17 protein-coding genes are annotated in these 20,939 nt (G+C 64.3%); 5 read left to right on the forward strand and 12 right to left on the reverse strand.

Annotated features, from left to right (window positions below):
• Nucleotides 1-37 precede the first annotated feature (37 nt).
• Nucleotides 38-1,969, reverse strand: coding sequence for an acetate--CoA ligase (locus tag BANT918_RS12610; RefSeq protein ID WP_101620577.1), 1,932 nt, complete (start codon nucleotides 1,967-1,969; stop codon nucleotides 38-40).
• 200 nt (nucleotides 1,970-2,169) lie between these two features.
• On the opposite strand from BANT918_RS12610, the gene BANT918_RS12615 reads away from it, so the two are divergent.
• The gene (locus BANT918_RS12615; protein ID WP_101620578.1) at nucleotides 2,170-2,910 is read left to right on the forward strand and encodes a hypothetical protein; all 741 of its coding nucleotides are present in this window, start codon (nucleotides 2,170-2,172) and stop codon (nucleotides 2,908-2,910) included.
• Nucleotides 2,911-2,939: 29 nt separating this feature from the next.
• Here the strand turns inward: BANT918_RS12615 and BANT918_RS12620 are convergent, their stop codons facing one another.
• The 4 genes from BANT918_RS12620 to BANT918_RS12635 form a co-directional block, all read right to left on the reverse strand.
• Nucleotides 2,940-3,908 carry an NAD-dependent epimerase/dehydratase family protein gene (locus BANT918_RS12620; protein ID WP_101620579.1) on the reverse strand — a complete coding sequence of 323 codons (969 nt, stop codon included), beginning with the start codon at nucleotides 3,906-3,908 and terminating at the stop codon, nucleotides 2,940-2,942.
• Nucleotides 3,909-3,917: 9 nt separating this feature from the next.
• Entirely contained in the window at nucleotides 3,918-6,722 is a 2,805-nt protein-coding gene (locus BANT918_RS12625; RefSeq protein WP_101620580.1) for an alpha/beta fold hydrolase, read from the reverse strand.
• A gap of 7 nt (nucleotides 6,723-6,729) precedes the next feature.
• Nucleotides 6,730-7,758, reverse strand: a complete 1,029-nt coding sequence (locus BANT918_RS12630; protein WP_101620581.1) for a 3-oxoacyl-ACP synthase III — start codon at nucleotides 7,756-7,758, stop codon at nucleotides 6,730-6,732.
• A gap of 128 nt (nucleotides 7,759-7,886) precedes the next feature.
• Complete coding sequence (locus tag BANT918_RS12635) at nucleotides 7,887-8,978, reverse strand: hypothetical protein (RefSeq protein ID WP_101620582.1); 1,092 nt, start codon at nucleotides 8,976-8,978, stop codon at nucleotides 7,887-7,889.
• 214 nt (nucleotides 8,979-9,192) lie between these two features.
• Here BANT918_RS12635 and BANT918_RS12640 point away from each other — a divergent pair, with 214 nt between their 5' ends.
• Nucleotides 9,193-9,996, forward strand: a complete 804-nt coding sequence (locus BANT918_RS12640; RefSeq protein ID WP_208618107.1) for a 3-oxoacyl-ACP reductase — start codon at nucleotides 9,193-9,195, stop codon at nucleotides 9,994-9,996.
• Nucleotides 9,997-10,191: 195 nt separating this feature from the next.
• On the opposite strand, the gene BANT918_RS12645 is transcribed toward BANT918_RS12640, so the two are convergent.
• The 4 genes from BANT918_RS12645 to BANT918_RS12660 form a co-directional block, all read right to left on the reverse strand.
• Nucleotides 10,192-11,157, reverse strand: a complete 966-nt coding sequence (locus tag BANT918_RS12645; protein WP_233429472.1) for a hypothetical protein — start codon at nucleotides 11,155-11,157, stop codon at nucleotides 10,192-10,194.
• A 257-nt stretch (nucleotides 11,158-11,414) separates the two neighbouring features.
• On the reverse strand, nucleotides 11,415-11,984 hold the full coding sequence (locus tag BANT918_RS12650; protein WP_101620583.1) for a dienelactone hydrolase family protein: 570 nt from the start codon (nucleotides 11,982-11,984) through the stop codon (nucleotides 11,415-11,417).
• A 77-nt stretch (nucleotides 11,985-12,061) separates the two neighbouring features.
• On the reverse strand, nucleotides 12,062-13,645 hold the full coding sequence (locus BANT918_RS12655) for an FMN-binding glutamate synthase family protein (RefSeq protein WP_101620584.1): 1,584 nt from the start codon (nucleotides 13,643-13,645) through the stop codon (nucleotides 12,062-12,064).
• Nucleotides 13,646-13,807: 162 nt separating this feature from the next.
• On the reverse strand, nucleotides 13,808-14,203 hold the full coding sequence (locus tag BANT918_RS12660) for a TM2 domain-containing protein (protein WP_167389467.1): 396 nt from the start codon (nucleotides 14,201-14,203) through the stop codon (nucleotides 13,808-13,810).
• 160 nt (nucleotides 14,204-14,363) lie between these two features.
• Between BANT918_RS12660 and BANT918_RS12665 the strand changes: the two genes are divergently transcribed.
• Nucleotides 14,364-15,644: an MFS transporter gene (locus tag BANT918_RS12665; protein ID WP_101620586.1), complete on the forward strand. Its 1,281-nt coding sequence runs from the start codon at nucleotides 14,364-14,366 to the stop codon at nucleotides 15,642-15,644.
• Between the two features lie 32 nt (nucleotides 15,645-15,676).
• The gene (locus BANT918_RS12670; protein WP_101620587.1) at nucleotides 15,677-16,534 is read left to right on the forward strand and encodes an enoyl-CoA hydratase-related protein; all 858 of its coding nucleotides are present in this window, start codon (nucleotides 15,677-15,679) and stop codon (nucleotides 16,532-16,534) included.
• A gap of 34 nt (nucleotides 16,535-16,568) precedes the next feature.
• On the opposite strand, the gene BANT918_RS12675 is transcribed toward BANT918_RS12670, so the two are convergent.
• A complete protein-coding gene (locus BANT918_RS12675; protein WP_101620588.1) occupies nucleotides 16,569-17,267 on the reverse strand; it encodes an NUDIX hydrolase in 699 nt (232 codons plus the stop codon).
• A gap of 288 nt (nucleotides 17,268-17,555) precedes the next feature.
• Here BANT918_RS12675 and cls point away from each other — a divergent pair, with 288 nt between their 5' ends.
• Nucleotides 17,556-19,052: a cardiolipin synthase gene (gene cls / locus BANT918_RS12680; protein ID WP_101620589.1), complete on the forward strand. Its 1,497-nt coding sequence runs from the start codon at nucleotides 17,556-17,558 to the stop codon at nucleotides 19,050-19,052.
• Between the two features lie 180 nt (nucleotides 19,053-19,232).
• Here cls and BANT918_RS12685 read toward each other — a convergent pair whose 3' ends face one another.
• Nucleotides 19,233-19,637, reverse strand: a complete 405-nt coding sequence (locus BANT918_RS12685; RefSeq protein ID WP_101620590.1) for a hypothetical protein — start codon at nucleotides 19,635-19,637, stop codon at nucleotides 19,233-19,235.
• 183 nt (nucleotides 19,638-19,820) lie between these two features.
• The gene (locus tag BANT918_RS12690) at nucleotides 19,821-20,843 is read right to left on the reverse strand and encodes an agmatine deiminase family protein (protein ID WP_208618108.1); all 1,023 of its coding nucleotides are present in this window, start codon (nucleotides 20,841-20,843) and stop codon (nucleotides 19,821-19,823) included.
• Nucleotides 20,844-20,939: the final 96 nt, after the last annotated feature.

The following is a 20,939-nucleotide window of genomic DNA, read 5'->3' on the forward strand; positions in this document are numbered from 1 at the left end:
ACCGAGGCCAGCCATCTGCCAGGCGTGAGACGAGTGCTCAGCCTTGCTGGAGCACAGACTCCAGGGCCTCGAGCACCGCAGGGTCCTCGATCGTCGAGGGCACGGCCGGTGAGTCGACTCCGTCGGCGATCTCCCGCATCGTCTTGCGCAGGATCTTCCCCGACCGAGTCTTCGGCAGGGCAGAGACGATATCAACCTGTTTGAACGCGGCGACGGGGCCGATCTCCTTGCGCACCAGCGCCACGAGCTCGGCGATGACCGTGTCCGGATCGGCCACCTCGGCGGAATCACCGAGAACGACCAGCGCGCGCGGGCTCTGTCCCTTCGTGTCATCGTGAACACCGATCACAGCGGTCTCCGTGACCGCAGGATGGGAGGCGATGACGGCCTCGATCACACCCGTGGACAGGCGGTGGCCGGCGACGTTGATGACATCGTCGGTGCGGCCCATGACGAAGACGTATCCGTCTTCGTCGAGGTACCCCGAGTCACCGGTGAGGTAGTAGCCGTCGAATGCTGACAGATATGAGGACACGAATCTGGAGTCATCGCCCCAGACGGTGGTCATCGTTCCCGGCGGCAGGGGCAGCTTCATGACGATGAGGCCCTCCTCGCCGGCCGGCATCGGTTTCCCGGAAGGATCGAGGACTTCGACATGGAAGCCCGGCACCGGCTTCGTCGGGGACCCGGCCTTGAGCGGGAACTGGGTGAGGCCGAGTGGATTGGCCGCGATCGGCCAACCGGTCTCCGTCTGCCACCAGTTGTCGACGACGGGGATGTCTCGTCCCGTCGCCTCGGCGAGGATGTTCGTCGTCCACTCATAGGTGTCCGGGTCGAGGCGTTCACCGGCCAGGAATGAGGCTCGCAGGCTGGATAGGTCGTACTTCTTGATGAGTTCACCGTTCGGGTCTTCCTTGCGGACGACGCGCATTGCAGTCGGGGCCGTGAAGTGGACGTTGACCCCGTGGTCTTCGATGATTCGGAAGAAGGTGCCCGCATCGGGGGTGCCGATCGGTTTGCCCTCGAATAGGACCGATGTGACTCCGGCCAAGAGCGGGGCGTAGACGATGTAGGTGTGGCCGACGACCCAGCCGACGTCGGAAGCGGTGAACATCGTATCGCCGGGATTGAGACCGAAGATGGTGGGCATCGAGAACGCGGATGCCACCGCGTAGCCGCCGGAGTCGCGCACGATGCCCTTCGGTTTGCCCGTCGTGCCGGAAGTGTAGAGGACGTAGAGTTCGTCGGTGGCCTTGACGGTGACCGGATCAATGCCTTCGGGAGTGTTCGCGAGCAGTTCGGCGTAGTCGACATCGTTCTCACTCATCTCGCAACGGTGCTCGTCGCGTTGGACGATGACGGTGAACTCGGGCTTGTTCGCAGCGATGTCGATCGCCTCGTCAACCATGGGCTTGTATTCGAGTATGCGGCTCTTCTCGACCCCGCACGAGGTGGAGATGATGGCTTTCGGGGAGGTGTCGTCGATGCGAACAGCCAACTCGTTGGGCGCGAAGCCGCCGAAGACCACCGAATGAATCGCGCCGATGCGAGCGCAGGCCAGCATGGCGACGGCAGCTTCGGGGACCATTGGCATATAGATGATGACCCGATCGCCCTTGACCACGCCCTTGTCAGACAGAGCCCTGGCGAAGCGGGAGACCTCGCCGAGGAGTTCCGAGTACGTGATCGTACGAATCGTGTCGATGACAGGCGAGTCATAGATGATGGCCGCCTGATCTCCGCGCCCGGCTGCCACATGGCGGTCGACGGCGTTGAAGCACACGTTGAGTTCGCCGTCGGGGAACCACCGGTAGATCGGGGCGTTGGCGCCATCGACGGCCCGAGTCGGTTCGGTGACCCAATCGATGTGCCTCGTGGCCTGGTCGAGCCAGAACTTCTCAGGATCGGCATCGATGGCAGCGATGACATCGTTGTAGCTGGGGGATTGGTCCTGTGCGATCGTGTTCATGGTTCCATTGTGACGCATGGCACGTGACCTGCCGAGGAGGGTGGAGGATCGTGTGTGGTCCCGGTCGGTTTTGTACGAGTCGTTTCTGCACTGAAGACGATGTCGTTGACCATGCTCGTCGGCAGCAGACGCGGGTGTGTCACGACAGGTATTGTGGCGGCTTTCGGTGATTGCCTGCGTTGACAGGGCACAATGGGGGCATGAGATATCTTGTTGCATTCGTCATCGGCATCGGCGCTCTGTTCGGGGTCAATTCCTTCACCGGAATCTTCTCGATGCCGCGCCCCTGGGGTTCGCTGTCGATGGGCGCCACCGTCGGAATCACGATGGTAGTCGTTCTCCTGATCTGGGAAGTCGTCAAACCCAGCCATAAGGATGCCGCACGGGCAAAGCCGGCGATGAGCGAGGAGGAGCGTGCGACTGCACGCGCCGAGCGTCGCTCTCGCTTAGCCGCCGAAGCGGGTGTGAGCCTCGACGACAACGAATCAGACGACAGAGCCACGGAGCCGAAGGCTGAAGGCGAGGGCACCGAGGCGAAGAGTGCAGCTCAGACCGCTGTGCCAGAAGCGAATTCGGCCGATGAGACTCCTGTGGCAGCGGCCCCGCCGGTGCGCTCGGCAGGGGAGGACGACACGTCAGCGGAAGCTGGGGAGTCTTCGATCGAGGCAGAGCCGGATGACGGTGACGATTCGCGAGACCAGCTGAACGAGAGCGACGTCGCCCAGGACGAGCCGGAGACTCTTGACGAGCCGGAGACTCTTGCACCCGAGGAGTACGACGAACAGGCAACGGGATCATCACTGGAGAGCCCTCCGACCGGAGAGCCGGGAGTCTCCGTCGACTCGCTGGAAGACGCAGAGTCGGCAGGCACCGAGGGGGCCTCCGATGATGATCCCGCAGGCGACGAGTCCACGGCCGAAGAACCCAACTCGAAACGCTAAGCGCCGCGAGGTCCGTGCGCCGACTGCACCTATTTCGCGTAGTGAGCGGCGAGGAGCTCCAGCCCCTCCTCGATGCTGACCCGCGGCTTCCACCCCAGAACCTCCTGGGTGCGACGCTGGTCGAACCAGTGCGCCGTTGAGAGCTGCTCGGCCAAGAACCTCGTCAGGGGCGGCTCGTCATCATGCTCGCCCAGATCCCACAGTTTCTCCACGACCGAACCGGCCGCCAGCGCGGGACCCACGGGAATGCGCAGTTTTGGCACCTGAGCGCCACCGGCGATGGCGATCCGTGACATGAGCTCCCCGATGGGGCGCGGCTGACCGTTCGTCACCACCAGCGACTCACCGTGCGTGGACGCGACGGCGTCGACGGCCGCAACGATCGCCTCGACCGCATTGTCGACGAACAGAGCGTCGACGAGCGGGGCACCCGATCCGAGCACCGGCATCCGGCCGGCCCGAGCACGATCGATGACACGTTCCGTCAGCTGCGTGTCGCCGGGGCCCCACATCAGGTGCGGGCGCAGGACGAGGACCTTGAAGTCCTCGGAATCGGCAGCCAGGGCGATGAGTTCACCGGCGGCCTTCGTTCGCGCGTACTCACCGCGCGCCAGCTCGGGTGAGGCGGGACCTGCACCCTCGCCGATGATCGAGTCGCCGGTGTGGGCCACCGACGGGGAAGAGATGTGGATCAGACGCTGCACACCGGCTGCCACAGCAGCATCGACGAGGGTGCGCGTACCTCCGATGTTCACGGCCTCGAACTCACTGGGGTCGCCCATCATCGATACCTTCGCCGCCAAATGCACAACCGCCTCGGCGCCGGTGAGGGCTTCGGCGACACTGCTCGGATCGGTGACCGACCCGATGACGTCGTGGGCACCTGTCACCGAGGAGGGCCGGCGCTGCAGAGTCGTGACCTGGTGGCCGCCGGCCACCAGTGCGCGAGCGACGGACGAACCCAGGAGTCCGGAGGCGCCGGTGACGGTGATCTTCATAGGAACTCCTCAGACCTTGGTGCGCACCGAACCGCCGGACAGGACGTGATCGGTCCAGGTCGCCAGGCGGGATCGGTCGATCTTCGAATTGTGGCGGATGTCGGTCGGGAACATGGGGGCGACGAGGACCGCGGTGAGGTCGTGACCGAGAACCTCGGCAACCAGCTCCCGCAGCCTCGACGTCAGGTCCAGCGGTGCCAGACCGGGGGAGAGATCGGTCCCTTCAGCGTCGAGGACAGCCACCAGCGACTGCGTTCCGGCCGGGCCGATGCCCACGATCGAAGAGCGACTGACCTGCTCGTCGGAATCGATGAGGGCCTCAAGGCCACCGGGGCCCACCGGTCCGCGAGGCGTGGTGACCGCATGCTGCAGACGACCTTCGAGCCAGACGCGGCCCGCGGCGTCGATGTGGCCGATGTCGTTCGTCCGGTGCCATGTCCGACCCTCCAGGTCATCCCGAGCCGAGGCGGCAGTGGTGGCCCAGAGGTTGTCGTAGCCGGACTTGATATGGGCGGCGCTGACGACGAATTCACCCAAGTGACCCTGAGCATCAACGCCTCGTTCCAGCACATCTGCAGCCGAACCTGAGTCGTCGATCGGGGCCAGCGCCAGTTCGACGCCGTCTATGGGTCGGCCCACGCACACGCCGAGGTTGGGCGTGGCATCTGCCGCCCTGACACCGGCATGGTCGATGCCGGTGAGCAGGAGGCCCTCGGTCATCCCATACGGGGAGTGGATGCTCGCGTTCGGGAACACCTCGGCGATGGAATCCATCAGTCCCAGGGGCACGGGTGCCCCCGCAGAGAGCACGAGTTCGACCCGTGCACATGCGGCCTTCTGCTCCTCATCCAGGTCGGAGGCAGTGGCCGCGACGTTCTTGTACGCGGCGGGTGAGGCGAAGACCATCGTGGAATGACCGGCGATGATCGCATCGGAGATGGCGCTGGCTGTCAGCGTCTTCGGTTTGGTCACAGACATGTCCGGAGTCACCGAGGTGGCCCCGATGGCCGGTCCCAGAAGGGCGAAGGGCGGGAAGCCGGCGACCAGGCCGGTACCTTCGCGTACGTCGAAGACTCGGGTCAGAACTGCCGCGAGGGCGGAGATGTCGCCGTGGGTGTAGCGCACGCCCTTGGCTGGTCCCGTCGATCCGGAGGTGAAGAGGATCGCCGCATCGTCGGTGGCTGCCGGAGTGGGCAGCTGCGCGTGGTGTGTGGTGCGCGAGAGTGCTGTCAGGCTGGTCTCGACCTTGAATAGTTTGGCCGCCACCGAGCCCAAAGGGGACACGGAGATGCGGCGGCCCGGCCAGTTGAAGGCACGGGCAAGGCCGAGTCCCGGCAGTTCCCCGATGATCCACTGCGGATCCGCCGAGCTCGTCGCCCGGGTCATGCCCTTCGGCCCGAGCCCGGCATCGGCGACGACGGCGACTGCGCCGATCTTCAGGCAGGCGTAGAGGGCCGCGGTGAGGTTGTTGCCGGGCGGGACGAGCATGGAGACTCGATCGCCGGGACGCACGCCGAGTTCGAGCAGACCGCCCGCGATGCTCGTCGTCACGTGCCAGAGGTGGCGCCAGGTGATCTGCTGCGCCGGGGTCTGTGCGAAGTCCACCGAGGCGATGGCTTCGTCATCGTGGCGTGCGTCCAGGATCGATGTCACCCCACGGGCAGGGGCGGCGGTCGCGTTCTCTGCAACGGTTGCCTCAGACGCAGCGGTCGCGTCCGAAGGGGCATTCGCTCCGGTGCCGCCGGCGGGGAACTGTGTCTCAAGCCAGTCGGTGACGACGCCGGCCACGTCGTAGTCCTCGCTGACCAGGTGCGAGCCCAGTTCGAAGCGGTGCACGTCGGCCTGGGGCAGGCGCTGACGCAGATCGCGCAGATAGCGCTCAAGGAAGACCGGGTCCTTCGGTCCCCACACCAGGAGGGCAGGATGATCGAAGGCCGCGATGTCGGCGCCCACGCGCTGCAGCTCGGAATAGGACGGGTGGCTCTCATCGACGGGGATGTCGGCGACGAACCCACCGATCCCGTGGCGTCGGGAGGCACTCTCATACGGGGAGCGGAACGCATCCTTGATCTCGGGATCGAGATCGCCGAGGCTCATCGTCACCCGCAGGAACCCGTCGGTGACCACAGTGGCAGTCGGCAGCATGGGTCCGGCCAATGTTGCCCGCAGAGGTGCTGGGATCGGCGCATCCTCGGGTTGGTGGACGGCCGTGTTCAGGCTGATCGAGGCGGACACGCGATCGGCGTTGCGTGCTGCCCACCCCAGGGACAGGACGCCTCCCCAGTCATGACCGATCGTCACGATCGGATGTTCGGCGGATGCAGCTGTGTCGGCGGACGCAGCCCCGTTGCGCCCGGTGCTCGCGGCGTCTGCAACCCCGTCCTGGGGCGCGGCACTGCTTGCCACCTCGGCGAGAAGAGGGGTGACGACGGCGTCGAAGTCATCGATGCGCTGGGACATGCGGCGCACCTCGGCGCCGTGAGGAGTTGGCAGCGAATTATGGGCCAGCCGCTCGGAGAAGCCCATGTCGAGCTGGTCGGGGGCGATGAGCCGCCACACACGTCCACCGGACCGGGCTGTGTCCACAGTCGCCTGGGCAAGGTGTCGCCACAGGTACGACCAGGTCGGATTGCCGTGGAGTGCAAGTATTGTGCCGCTGGGTTCGAGCCCGTTGGTGCGCAGCACCTCGAGGGTGTCGAGGACGTGGAAGGAATGAGGTCCCTCGGGTGTCTTGGCCTCGACGATTCGGGACCAGGCGGGGTCCCACTCGGGCAGCTTCGGGGGAGCCTGAGCCGGCCGTGCAGGAAATCTCATTGAACCTCTACCACTCGATTTCGGTCATTGCAGTGTTGAGTCCCGACCCGACTCCCATGCACAGGATGCGGTCGCCGCGTTTGAGGTGTGATGCCTCACGGCTGAGCGTGATCGGCAGGGAAGCCGGTCCCACATTGCCCAGTTCAGGATAGGTGACCGGAATTCGATCGGGATCGAGATTCGCGGCTTTCGTGATCGAATTGACGTGTACGTCGGAGACCTGGTGCATGATGTAGCGATCCATCTCGCGCCAGTCCCATCCATCTTCATGGGCTTCCTCCCACGCGGCGACGACGAGTTCCATGCCCCCGGCCAGCAGGCCCTTGGTGTCGGTGAACATTCCGTTGTGATCCCCCACGCACAGTTCGTGGTGCTGAGTGGCGGCCCGGGTGATGCCGCCGAGGATGCGGTGGCCGTTCGGATGCTTGTCGGCTGGCCCGAGGACCGCGGCGGAGGCACCGGATCCCAGCGTCAGGGAAGCGAACTCGTTGAGGTACTCCTCGCGGCTGATGCCCGGGCGGGTCAGCCGACGCAGCGTGGCCTCCTGGACGCGGGAGGCGTCTTCACCGGCGACAACGAGGGCGTATTCGATCTGGCCGGCGTCGATCATGTTCGCGGCCAGGGTCATTCCGTTGACGAAGCCCAGGCAGGCGTTGGCGATGTCGAAGTTCATCGCCCGCGAGCCCAAGCCGATGCCGGCGTGGACGCCGACGGCCACGGAGGGTTCGAGGTGCTCACGCGTGACCGAAGTGTTGACCATCAGTCCGATCGAGTCGGGGGAGACCCCAGCCTCGGCGAGGGCCTTCTTGCCGGCGGCGATCGCGCCATCGGCGAACTGGCTCGGCTCATCCCAATTGCGGCGTGCGTTGACACCGGCGACGCGTTGGAGAAGACCAGTGGGCAGATTGAGGGTAGACAGGGTGTCGGCGAGGCGCTCGTCGAATTCTTGAGAGGTCACAACGTTGGGGGCGAGGATCTCGGTCAGGCCGAGAAGCGCCACGTTCGAGTGCCGGAATGTTGCGTTGCCATTCGCCAATTGAGGTTCTCATCCCTTTGCGGGTCGTTCGTCGTCGTCTGCTGAGGGCCGATGCAACGCGCCCTTGAGGTGCGCCGCGACGGAGGAAGTCCGGAGACTATCTTATATCCCCGAGGCTGAATTGTTTCTCAGCGAGTGAACCAGGTGAATCCGTCATAGGCCATTCCGGTCGCGCAGAGGACCGCGATCCCGGCCAGAATGATCGACGTCACCGTGTGCGAGACCTTAGAGGATTGGAAGCGAACGGCACGCGAATGGGACATGGGGCGGTCGGTGACGAAGCGTCCGAACTGAACGAAGATGCGCCAGTCCATGACGTCGATGAGCGACTTCGCTGCCAGAGTGAAGACGATGATGCAGCCGACGCCCATGAGGAGAAGGAAGATGAATCCCATGAACCCGAACTCGCGGAAGAACTCGACGACGCGATCGGCGATGGCGGTGGCGAAGCCGGTGAATCCTTCGCTGAAGGGCAGCGCGTCGAAGGAATCGGTGATGCGGCCCAGGGTGAATCCGTCGCGCTCGGTCTGCTCTGCGCCGATGAACATGGCGACAGCGGCGGCCAGGGCCACGAGGAGGTTGATGATCGTGATCGTCGAATTGTCCGGCCAGAATTCGAGGGACTTCAGCGTGTAGGTCGATGCCAACGCCACGCAGATGATCGCGCCGGCCAGGGCGCCGACCGTAGCGGGGAGGAGCAGATTGTTGAAGAACACGAACGCGATGACGGCGATGAGGGCGGCGCCGAAGATATACGTGAACACCGCCAGAGTGTCACCGTTGGCCGAGGTGGCCGCGCGCCGGTTCGCCTCGACCATCTGACCCGACTGTCCGATGTTGTCTCTCAGCTCCGCCTTCGTGGCGCGCGAATCGGTGTCGGCCCCGGTCGCCGGCAGCACACGAGTCTCGTCTTCGGCCATTCCATAGACGCGTTCGGGCTGGTTGTAGGCGCGCGTCGGCTGGTCGTAGGCCTGAGTCGGCTGGTTGTAGGCGCGCGTTGGCTGGTCGTAGGAGCCGCCTCGCGGTCGTGCGCCCGGCCCCGAACCCTGCTGGCCGTGCCCACCGGGGGCGTACCCGGGCTGTTGCGGCGTCTGCCCGCCCTGGGGTCGACGCTGCGGAGCCGGTTGCCATCTGCCGATTCGAGACGCGATGAGGTAGACGATGAGCACGACGAGTGCTGCGAGGACTCCGATTGAGATGCTGGCGCCGAGCTCGCTCATGGGGGACTTCCTGGGGATGGGCAACGATGGTCGTGTGCTCAGTCTAAGGAGGATTGGCCAGGTAATCACGTTTGAGCCCCGCAATATACCCGGCGGCGGGCGAGGTCGCACCCGGGGATGGCGTCGGTGCCGCACCGCGCGGGTAGGGTGAGATCACGATCGGATATGACCTCGGAATCGTCGAGGACCGCCCAGCCTTCGAAGGAGAATCGCGATGAGCAACGCCCAGGCATTCACGACATCGGCCATGCCCTTGGACCAGCAGGTCGTCCTCATCACCGGGGCTGGACGCGGGGTTGGATCATCAATCGCGAAGGCCTTCGCACATGAGGAATCGGCGCTTGTCATCAACTATCGCTACTCCGTCGAAGCCGCGGAGGAGCTTGCCGAGGCGGTCCGTGCCCGAGGCGGACGTGCCGTGGCCGTCGAGGCCGATGTCACCGATTCACGAGCCGTCGATGCGATGTTCAGGACGGCGCAGGAGGAGTTCGGGGCTCCCGTATCGACCGTGGTCAACAATGCCCTCGTCGATTTCTCCTTCAATGGTGACGAAAGGCAGCCGGCGGATGAGATCGACTTCTCCGATTTCACAGATCAGTTCCGTGGTGCCGTCGGTGCCGCCCTCAACACCGTCCAGGCCGCGATGAGCGGATTCCGCAAGATCGGCTCCGGGCGGGTCATCAACATCGGGTCCAACCTCGTCCAGAACCCGGTCGTGCCCTACCACGACTACACCGCAGCCAAGGCGGCGCTGCTGTCGCTGACCAGGACCTTTGCCAAGGATCTCGGGCCGTCCGGAGTTCGGGTGAACATGGTCTCCGGCGGTCTGCTGCGCACCACAGATGCCTCCTCGGCGACCCCGGAGGAGGTCTTCGACCAGATCGCGGCACAGACTCCGCTGGGCCATGTGACGACTCCGGAGGAATTCGCCTCGGCGGTGGTGTTCTTCGCTTCACCAGCCTCACGTGCGGTGACGGGCCAGAACCTCGTCGTCGACAACGGCCTGGTGATGGACTGAAACGATAGCGTCCGACTGTCCTGAGCGATAGCGCCCGGGTGCCGCCCTCAGCTGTCGACCTCAGCTGTCGACCTCAGCTGTCGACCTCAAGCCAGGAGCGATTTCGCACCCGCCAGATACCCGGCGATCATCGCCCGCGCCACGTCGAGGGCAGACCTCACCGTCGAGGGCAGACCTCACCGTCGAGGGCCGACCTCAGGGAGTCTGCCCTCGATGGTGCGGTCGGCTTTCGGCAATGTGCTTTTTTATCGCAGAAAACATGTCACTGGGGAACAGGTCGGCCCAGACCAAATTGAACACCGTGAAACCGGCATTGGTGAGTCGCATGTGCCGAGCGTGGTTGTCCTTGCTTGCTCGATCCGGTCCATTCTCGTTGAGGTAGTACTTCCCCAGTCCATGGAACTCCACGATTAGGGGGAGTCTTGCGTGTTTGAAGCCGCATCTGCCGAGAAATTTCCCTGCGCGATCGTGCGCCGTCACCTGCGGGATCATGTCTGGGATGGAGAATCTGTGGAATTTCACCGCACAGAGTGACTCGCCCTGGGACTCGTGCAGCGGATCAGACAGTTCCAGGCCTTGTTTCGCAGCTCTGCAGCCTCTTCGACGTATCTTCATCTGATCGAGAAGCTCAGGCTTGCTGATATCCCTGACCCGAAGGGCCTCGGAGATCATCGGGACCGATATCTCCAACGGGTAGTCGTGAGCGATATCGGAGAGCGTGCGCGACAGATCTGTGACGGCAAATTCGCCGACGGTGGTTCGGTCCGCCAGCGGAACCGTGCGGTCGTAGATGCGCAGCGTCGTGAAGTTCTCATGATATCCGCGGCGGATGATCTCAGCTTGGTCGGTCGCCGGGAAGGGCGGATAAATGCCGTGAATCAGTGCAGCAGAGATGTGGGAGTAGACGTCACCGGAGCGGAGTTCATCCAGTCGCGAGCGAATCAAAGGCTTGAGGCTTTCACTTCGATCTCGGATGTCGCCGAAGGCCTGGGGATAGGCGATCGGCTCGGCAGTGGCAGACGAGTGCAGAATGGCATGTTGCGGTGAACTGCAAGGACGGGCCACGGCATAATGCCCACGCCGAATCTTTCGCAGACAACATTGCTGCGCCCGGCGGACATCGTCGTCGGTCAAGCCGAATCTGAGCAGATCCTGCTTCATGTAAACCTGAACCATTTAACGATAATGACATCAAGACGCATTAAACGCAATGAAAAGGCACGAAACGACACTAAGGCGTTCGCCGATTCCGCCCTGCCTGCGGCCACGCAATCGCCGAGAGCAGACCGCAGCGGCGACGGGCGACTTCAGGGAGTCGGCCTTGGCCGCTGCGGTCGGCCCTCGGCGCTGCGATCTGCTCTCGAAGTTGGTTGCTTGGTTGCTTGGGTGGTTCGTTGGGGTGGGGCGAGTCGTGGGAGTCAGACCCGTTCGAGGAACGCCAGACTGCGGTCGAGGAGCAGCTGCGCACTGTCCTCGCGATAGTCGTCGACCAGTGGGTCGCTGAAGAGATGGGTCGCTCCCGGGTAGAGGAAGTACTCCGCCTGGGCACCTGCTCGGGCGGCTGATTCCATCAGGGTCTCCGGTGTTCCCGCATCCCGCCACTCGTCGTCGACGGCGAAGTGGATCTGGACGGGCACATCCTCCTGCCACCGTGTCGGCTTGGGGAAGCCGCCACCGTGGAAGAGGAGCGCACCGCGTGCACGTGAATCGTTCTTGCCCATCTGCTGGGCGATGCCGGCCCCGAGTGAGAGGCCGGCGAACACAATCTCATCCGGCAGATCAGCACACGCCGCGGTCACCCGATCGACGAGCCGTGAGAACCCGACCTCTTGCGCGTGGCCGACCCCTGCATCGGCCGAGGTGAACGTGTGCCCCTCATAGAAGTCGGGGGCGACCACGCTATGGCCCGCAGTGGTGTAGCGCTCGGCGATCGCATCGATGCCGGGAGTCTTGCCCAACGCGGAATGGAGCAGAACGAGGGTTGTCATGGCGGTCTCCTGTCTCGTCAGTTGAATCCAGTTCGGGCCGCATCTCGGGCCGCATCTCGGGTTGCAGCTCGGGTGACTCAGCGGCTGTGGCCGTGCGGGATGGCGAAGGAGTCGGCTTGGGCCGTCTCCCAGTCATCGGCCCAGTCGTCGGGAGCGCCGTCGAGCAGTTTGCCGGGCTTGAGCCAGTCGTAGAGTCGGGCATAGGACCACGACTCGGACGCCGAGACGTTGCGGCGCAGCATCGTGGGCTCCAGCTCGTCCGGGTGCGTTGCCCCCATTGATGCCATCAGGCGCACAGCCTCGGCGACGGTGCTCGCATGGTAGTTCTTCACACGGGTCGACTTGTCGGGGACATCGATGGCGCGGGCCCGGCGAGGATCCTGCGTGGCCACGCCGACGGGGCACTTGCCCGTGTGGCAGACCTGAGCCTGGATGCAGCCGACGGCCATCATCATGGCACGGGCCGAGTTCGTGAAATCCGCGCCCTGGATGAGGCGCTTGACGATATCGGAGCCGCTTGCGATCTTCCCGGACGCGCCGACCTTGATCTGATCGCGCAGGCCCGCACCCATGAGCGCATTGTGCACGATCATCAGGCCCTGCGTCAGCGGCAGGCCGACGTGGTCCTCGAACTCCAGTGGCGCCGCACCGGTGCCGCCCTCGGAACCGTCGACGATGATGAAGTCCGGCGTGATCCCGGTTTCGACCATCGCCTTGCAGATGGCGAGGAACTCGGTGCGCGAACCCACGCAGAGCTTGAAGCCGGCGGGCTTGCCGCCGGAGAGCTCGCGCATCTTCGCGATGAACTGCAGAAGCTCGATCGGCGTGGAGAACACCCGGTGATTCGGTGGACTCACACAGGTCTTGCCGACGGGGATGCCGCGGATCTCCGCGATCTCCTCGGTGACCTTCGGTCCCGGCAGGACACCGCCGATGCCGGGCTTGGCGCCCTGGGAGAGCTTGAGTGAGACCATCTTGACCTGCGGGTCCTGTGACTTCCTGGCGAAGACCTCCGGGTCGAATTCGCCGTCGGGCCTTCTGGAACCGAAGTACCCGGTGCCCAGTTCCCAGATCAGGTCGCCGCCGAACTCCTGGTGGTAGGGCGAGATCGAACCCTCCCCGGTGTCGTGGGCGAAGCCGCCCATGGCGGCACCCTTATTCAAGGCGCGCACCGCGTTGTTGCTCAGCGACCCGAAGCTCATGGCCGAGACGTTGAGCAGAGAGATGTCATAGGGCTGTGTGCAGTCCTTGCCGCCGATTCGCACCCGGGGCGGGGTCGGGGAATTGGTGATCGGAACCGCGGAGTGCATGAGGGCTTCATAGCCCGTGCGGTTGACGTCATGTTCGGTGCCGAAGGCATGTTCTGAGTGCTTGCCCTTGGCGCGTTCGTAGATCGTCGTGCGGGTGTCACGGCTGAACGGGCGCCCATCCCAATTCCGTTCGATGAAGTACTGCTGGATCTCGGGACGAATCGATTCCAGCAGGAACCGTGCGTGGCCCGCGATCGGGTAGTTGCGCAGAATCGAATGCTTCTTCTGGGTCATGTCCCAGGCGGAGAGGGCGCCGAGCCCGAGCGCTGAGACGGCTGCGGCGGCCTGAGCCACCCGCTTTCCAGTCGAGTCATTGCTGACCAGACGAACCCTGGGGAATTGTCGTTGCATTGAGCCTCCTCGGTCTGTACTTGATGCGAGCCTAGACCGAGAAGACGGGGATTTCAGGAAAGGGTGGGCTAAATTCCGGGAAACGTGCACGGCGGCGTGTCCTCAGAGCAGCAAGGTGCTATGTCGGCAGGACAACTGGTGTCCTGGCCATGGTCGATGCGCTCAGAAAGGCTGGGTCAGCAGCCCAGCGATGACCTGGTCCAGCCGCAGGGAATAGCCGATGATGAGGAGAAGACCCGTCGCGATCCACGCGATCTCCTTCGAGGAGTCATAGCCGCTCAGGGGTCGATCGGAATAGCGAAGACCGCCGGCCATGACGATGACGAGGTCGACGATCCACCACAGGCCCAAGCCGCCCAGAGTCAAGAGCTTGAGCCCGCCGGTGGCGAAACGGCCCGTGTAGAAGCGGTCGGCACCGAGAAATCCCAGCGTCAGTGACAGGATCCAGGTGACGAAGAAGGAACGATTGGCGTGTTCCTGCGCGGGCCCGTTCACAGAGTCCGGCCGCTGACGGGGGTCGCTGGACGGCAGTTCGGGGGCCAGAGACGACACGGGCACCGTGTTCTCCTTCTCATGCTTAGCCGCTCTCCGTGGTGCAGTGGGCGTACCGCGAAGAGCCGAGGGATGGGTGTCAGGCGGGGGACCTGAGTACAGCCTAGGAAACCCATGGGTGTGTGCGCATTGGGGTTTTCCTCAGTGTCGGCATAGCGTGGGGTTCATGGGTACTGGTGAGCCGAGCGCGACGAGTACTCGGCGAACCATCGTGGCAGTGTTCTTGGCCGGAGTCTCTGTCTTCCTCGTGCTCTACGAGACGCAGGGGCTCCTCCCTGCCATCCGTGGTGCCTATGACATCGATGCCCCCACAGCGAGTCTGACGGTCTCCGCCACCAACGTCGCCATGGCGGTCTTCCTCATCCCGTTCTCCATGCTCGCCCCGCGCATCGGGCATGCCAGGCAGATCGCCGGCGGCGTGGTCCTGGCAGCGCTTCTCGCACTCATTCTGCCCTTCATGCCGAGCCCCGAACTGCTCATCGTCGTGCGCTTCCTTCAGGGTGTGGCGATCGCTGCCGTACCTGCCACCGCGATGGCCTATCTTTCGCTGCGACTGCCGGCGGCGGCGCTGCCCGGCGCGATCGGCGTCTACATCGCCGGCAATACGATCGGTGGGCTCTCGTCCCGGCTGCTGACCGGTCTTGCCGCTGAGATCCTGGGTTGGCACGGCGGCCTGGCGTTCACCGCGGCAGTCTCGCTGGTCTTCGGAGTCATCGTCGTCTGGCTGCTCCGCCACGATCTGTTCACCACCGCGCGGGCGATCGCTGCACGGGAAGCCTCGGCGACCGTGGTGGAACCGTCGACGGCTAAGCAGTTTTCGGCGGTCGAGTCGGACACCGCGGCGGTCGCGGACTCGGTCCAGCCGCCTCGGCGCGCGATCATTCCGCTGGGATCGGGGCTGTGGCGAATCTACCTCACTGGCTTCCTGTGCATGATCGTCTTCGGTGGGTCCTTCACGATGCTCGGCACCCGGCTGCAGCACGATCCCTGGCGTCTGAGCGAAGGTGCGGTCGCCCTGTTCTTCCTCATCTACCTCGTCGGCACGCTCGTCACCACGTATTACGGGCGCTTGGCCACGAAGCTCTCGCGCACCTCGCTGACGCTGATCGGGATGGTCACGGCGCTTGTCGGCGCCGGGCTCACGCTCGTGAACTCTCTGCCCGTGATCATCATCGGCATGTCCCTGCTCACCGGCGGCTTCTTCCTCGGCCACACAGGTGCATCAGCATCAGCCAGCGCCTCACGGCCGGGTGTCGACTCCACCCGGTCGGCGGCCATCTACCTCACCGTCTACTATCTGGGCACCAGCCTGGGAGCCTGGCTGTCGGCGGTTCTGTTCACCGGCTTCGCGTGGCCGGGTGTCGTCGTCATGTGCATGACCTCATTGCTCGCCGTTCTGATCTTGACCCTGAGCGGGGCTTCGATAGGGTTCAAGAAACGCAGCTGATCATTCGTTCAGCTTAGGATCCGGAGGACTTCATGCCCCATGCAGCACATTCGAACGTCACCTATACGATCGATCGGGGCGTCGCCCACGTGGAGATCGATCGCGCCGAGAAACTCAATTCACTGACCAGAGAGGTATTCGAAGACCTCGTCGAGGTCGGCCGTGCGCTCAAGGAATCGACTGAGGTCAGGGCCGTCGTGCTCTCCGGTCGCGGGCGTGCGTTCAGTGCCGGGCTGGACTTCACCGAAATGTCCCGGCTCGCAGATGAGGGCACGGCAACCGCTTCCGCCGCCGAGGCGGGGGTGGGGAATGCGTCACCGACCGGCAGCGCCGTCGACGTCGGTGAGCGTCTCGGATCCGCTCGGGCGCTGGCCCAGAAGGCCGTGCATGTGTGGTCCCTGATCGAGGTGCCCGTCATCGCCGGATTCAGAGGCCCGGCTCTCGGCGGTGGGATGCAGATCGCATTGGGCACCGACATTCGCATCGCCGGCCCCGACGTCCAACTCTCGCTGATGGAGATCAAATGGGGGATCATTCCGGACATGTGCGGGACTCAGCTTCTGCCGCGCCTGGTCGGGCCCGGAATGGCGAAGAAGCTCATCGCCACAGGTGAGGCCATCGGAGCCGAAGAGGCGCTGCGGATCGGTCTCGTCGAAGAACTGGCCGAGGATCCGGTCGCGCGGGCACTCGAACTTGCCGCCGACATCGCGGGGAAATCACGCTCGGCACTTGTCTGGGCGAAGAAACTCGTCGACCTCTCCTATGAAGCCGACTTGGCCACTGGCCTCGATGCGGAGCAGGAGGCGCTGGCCTCGCTCATCGGCACCGACGAGCAGCGCGCGGTCGTCACAGAACGGCTGGCTCGCATGGCCAAGAGGTCGAAGGGCTGAGGCGAGCGAATCGGCTGTGGCGACCGGCCGCGGTTCAGCCGTGTTTGCCGGGGAACTCCGGGCGGATCGGGTCGATGGTCCGGTCGGATCCGACCGCCTCGGCGACGGTGTCGAACGTATCGAGTTCGCGCAGCAGCACGAGTGTCGGGCGCATCAACTTGAGACGCTCCTCGGTCTCGGCGGTCAGAATCTCGCTCACCGACATCCATTCGCTTGCATGCGCCTCGGTGGTCCGATGATGGGCTGACCCATGGTCACCGGCCGAGAGCGCGTAGAAGTAGGTGTCGAATCGTTTCGGCCGCCCCGCCGGGGTCACCCAGTTCGCCCACGGCTTCAGCCCCGCCGGGTCAAGCACGGCACCTGTCTCCTCTTCGACCTCACGCACAGCGGTGGCGAGCAGGATGCGCCAACCGTCGGTCACCTCGGCGATGGTGGAGTCCTTCCACGCTGCCTGATGGGTCTGCGGGTCGGGGACCTCGATGGATGCCCCGGTCTGCTCATCGATGGGATCGACGCGGCCGCCGGGGAAGACGACGACGCCGGCGGCAAAATCCATCGTCGACACCCGGTGCTGGACGAAGACCTCGAGCCCGGTGCTGCCATCACGGATCATGAGCACACTGACGGCGGGCTTGATCGGCACGGCCGTCGGGTCGGGGACATCGGGTCCGCGGCTGGAGGAATCAGCGAGGTCCGAACGGTCGGACCCCTCGGGGGAGATATCTCGAATCACTGTCAGCACCTTCGCTTCTGTGTCTGGTCGTCACCTCCCATTATGACGCTGACTGCTGCCCCGGGCGGAGGTGGGGTGGGTGTCCGGTGGGCTCAGAACGGGTGTGGTCGGGCCGCGATCGACCTCCGTCACTGTCTGCCGGGGCGACCATCTGAGGATTCATGCGGCAGGATACGATGGTGCCGGAGGAGAACGACGGTGAACTTCTCAAGTCAGCTTGAGAGCTGAAACTTGAGGATCGGCGCACGCGCCGGTCGTCGACAGCCCGCAGACCGGAAGAGTGCGGAAATGAGCGGATTGGAGAGCTATCCTTTCTTCACGATCGACCAGGCGTGGCCCAACTGGCTGATATTCACACTCCTGGCGATCGACATGATCATCCGCATCGTCGCGTTGGGCTGGATTCCGCACAACCGCAGACCCTCGGTCGCACTCGGGTGGCTGCTCGCGATTTTCCTCATCCCCTACGTCGGAATTCTCGCGTTCCTGCTGCTCGGCTCCTCCAAGCTCCCGAAGCGGCGGCGGGACAAACAGGTGCTCGTCAACGACGTCTTCCGGGACCAGACCGATGATCAGGCGATCATCGGCGACTCGGCCCACATGCCGGAACCACTGAGGACGGCAGCGCAGCTGAACTACGATCTGGGCGCACTGCCGATGACGCACGGCAACTCCTTCGAACTCCACACCGACAACCACGCATGCATGGAGGCGATGGCCGACCAGATCGACGCGGCCACGAGGTTCGTCCACTTCGAGTTCTACATCGTCGCCATCGATGACACGACGAGGCGGCTCCTCGAATCGCTGTTGGCAGCGCACGAGCGTGGGGTGGAGGTCCGAATCCTCATCGATCATCTGGGCTCACTGGGATATCCGGGCTACTCGGAGCTGGTCAAGAGGCTCAACTCCTCGGGAGTGGCGTGGCGCCGGGCCCTGCCGATCCGCCCCTGGAAGGGCGAGTACCAGCGACCCGATCTGCGCAATCACCGGAAGATCCTCGTCGTCGATGGAGTCCTTGCCTTCACCGGATCACAGAACATCATCGACCGGTCGTATAACAAGCGGCGCAACCGGAGGAAGGGCTTCCAATGGAAGGATCTGTCGCTGAAGTGCACCGGCCCAGTCGTCGATGAACTCGATGCAGTCTTCGTCACGGACTGGTATTCGGAGACGGGGGAGTTCTTCGACGAACCCTCACGGAGAGAACCCCAAGCACCGCAGAACGGTGGTATCCAGGCGCAGGTGGTGCCGTCGGGACCTGGGTTCGAGGATGAGAACAACCTGCGCTTGTTCAACCACCTCATCTACAACGCGAACCGCAGCGTCGTCGTCTGCTCACCGTACTTCGTGCCCGACGAATCGCTCATGCACGCGCTCACGACTGAGGCCCGGTCCGGAGTCGACGTGCGCCTGTATGTGGGAGAGACGAGCGACCATTGGCTCACGCAGCGGGCCCAACAGTCCTATTACGCCGATCTGGTGCGAGCCGGCGTCAGAATTTTCTTGTACCACGCCCCGACCGTCCTGCATTCGAAGTTCCTCCTCATCGATGATGAAGTGTCGATCATCGGGTCGTCGAACATGGATGAGCGATCGTTCGCGATGAACATGGAGGTCACCATGTTCATCGTCGATAGGGAATTCACCCAGCGGATGTACGACCTCGAAGCGCAGCGCTACGCTCCGAACTCCGTCGAGCTCGACGCCGAACGTTGGAACGATCGGCCGCTGCTGCACAAATATGTGGAGAACGTCGCCAGACTCACGAGCTCACTGCTCTAGTCACGTTGGTGAGGGCTCGTGGCGTACTGCGCCGGACATGACAACGCTCCCGCACCCTGGATCAGTGTGCGGGAGCGTTGTCACCTGCTGCCTGCGATCGCGGGTCAGCCGTCAAGCGGTTCAGCCGCCGTGGGCAACAACCCTCGAGCGGTGCAGGTGAGAGCCTCAGGTGTGAGAGCCTCAGGCGTCTTCAGTGAGTCCGGCAGGGCCTTCATCGTCGATGTCGCGCATGGGGTCAGCGATGACATCGTCCTTGGCCTCCGCAGCGCCCGTGGGCTTGCTGCCTGCAGTGCCAGTGGACTTGCTGTCCGTGGCGTCTGCACCAGCTCCGGTGGCTCCTGTGCCTGTCGCACCTGTCCCCGCTGCGGAGTTGACCTTGTCGGCTGCCGTCTGGACGGCATCGGCGACGGCCGGGGACTTGTCGCGGATCGACTGGTTGGCCTTCTCAACGGTGTCCTGCACTCGCGGGTCGGTCCAGAGATCCTGTGCCTGGGCCTTAAGCTTCTCGTAGCTCTGACGTCCGGTGCGTGATCCGAGTACGTAACCGACTCCCAGACCAGCCAGGAGAATCAATCGCTTCTTCATTTTCCTGCTCTCCTTCTCAGCTTGCCGTGACTGCATGCAACACGTGTGAGTGCACAGACCGACGATGATCGACGGTCGTGCGCATCGGCACTGTGTCCTGGTTCACCACCATATACTGCAGATGGTTCCTCAGTGAAAGAATACAGTCTCAGGTTTGGGGGAGAAGAGACAGTTCTTCGGTGATCAGCCCACTGTGGGCTGCTGCTGGGTGATGCAGTGGATTCCGCCGCCCCGGGCATAGAGTTCGCGAGCATCGACGCCGACGACCTTGCGTCCCGGGTACACCTTCTCGAGCACGGAGACCGCCTCGGCGTCCATCGGATCGTCGAAGGTGCAGGCGATGACCCCGTCATTGGTCACGAGGTGGTTGACGTAGGAGTAGTCGACCCACCCCTCATCATCGCGCAGTGCTTCGGGTGCGGGGATCGTCACGACGTCGAAGGGCTGCCCCTCGGCAGTGGTCTCGGCGGTGAACTGGGTCTTGAGCGCCTGACTGAATTCGAAGTCCGGGTGCTCGGGATTGCGCTGATCGTGGATGAGGATGACGCCCGGGCTGGGCATGGCCGCGACGATGTCGACGTGGCCGCGGGTGCCGAAGGTCTGATTGTCGCGGTGGAGGCCGTGCTCGAGCCAGATGACTTTCTTCGCCCCGACCGTGCGGGCGAATTCGGCTTCCACGTCGGCCTCGGTCAGGTCGGGGTTGCGGCCCGGATCCAACTGCACGCTGCGCGTGGCCAGCACGGTGCCCTGCCCGTCGACGTGGATGCCGCCGCCTTCATTGCGCAGCTGGGAATCGATGATGGGGACTCCTGCCTGGTTCGCGACGAAGCGGCCGATGTGCTGATCATGATCCCATGTCGCCCACTCCTGGGCGCCCCAGCCGTTGAACACCCAGTCCACCGCGTGCAGTGCGCCATCGTCGTCAACGACGAAGCTCGGACCGATGTCGCGCATCCAGGCATCGTCGAGTTCGGCATTGACCACAGTGATCGGGTGGTTGATGCCCTCGCCGAGGTGGCGGCGGGCATTGTCCGTCTGCGACGTCGAGACGACCACAGTCACCGGAGTGAACTCGCTGGTGGCACGGGCCACCGCGGCCCAAGTGCGGCGAGCCGCCTCGGCGTCTTCCTCGGTCTCCCCCAGGGCATAGCCGGAGGACGGGAACGCCATCCAGATGCGATCGTGGGCAGCTGTTTCCGCGGGCATGTGAAACGTCATCGTTCATCCCTTCGTGTCTGAGCGACTGTTGAGCCTCGTGGCCTGGTGGGCTGCACGCCGCCGTGAACTTTCTCCCCAGTGCTG

It is taken from the genome of Brevibacterium antiquum CNRZ 918, assembly GCF_900169145.1.
GTDB classification, from domain to species: domain Bacteria; phylum Actinomycetota; class Actinomycetes; order Actinomycetales; family Brevibacteriaceae; genus Brevibacterium; species Brevibacterium koreense.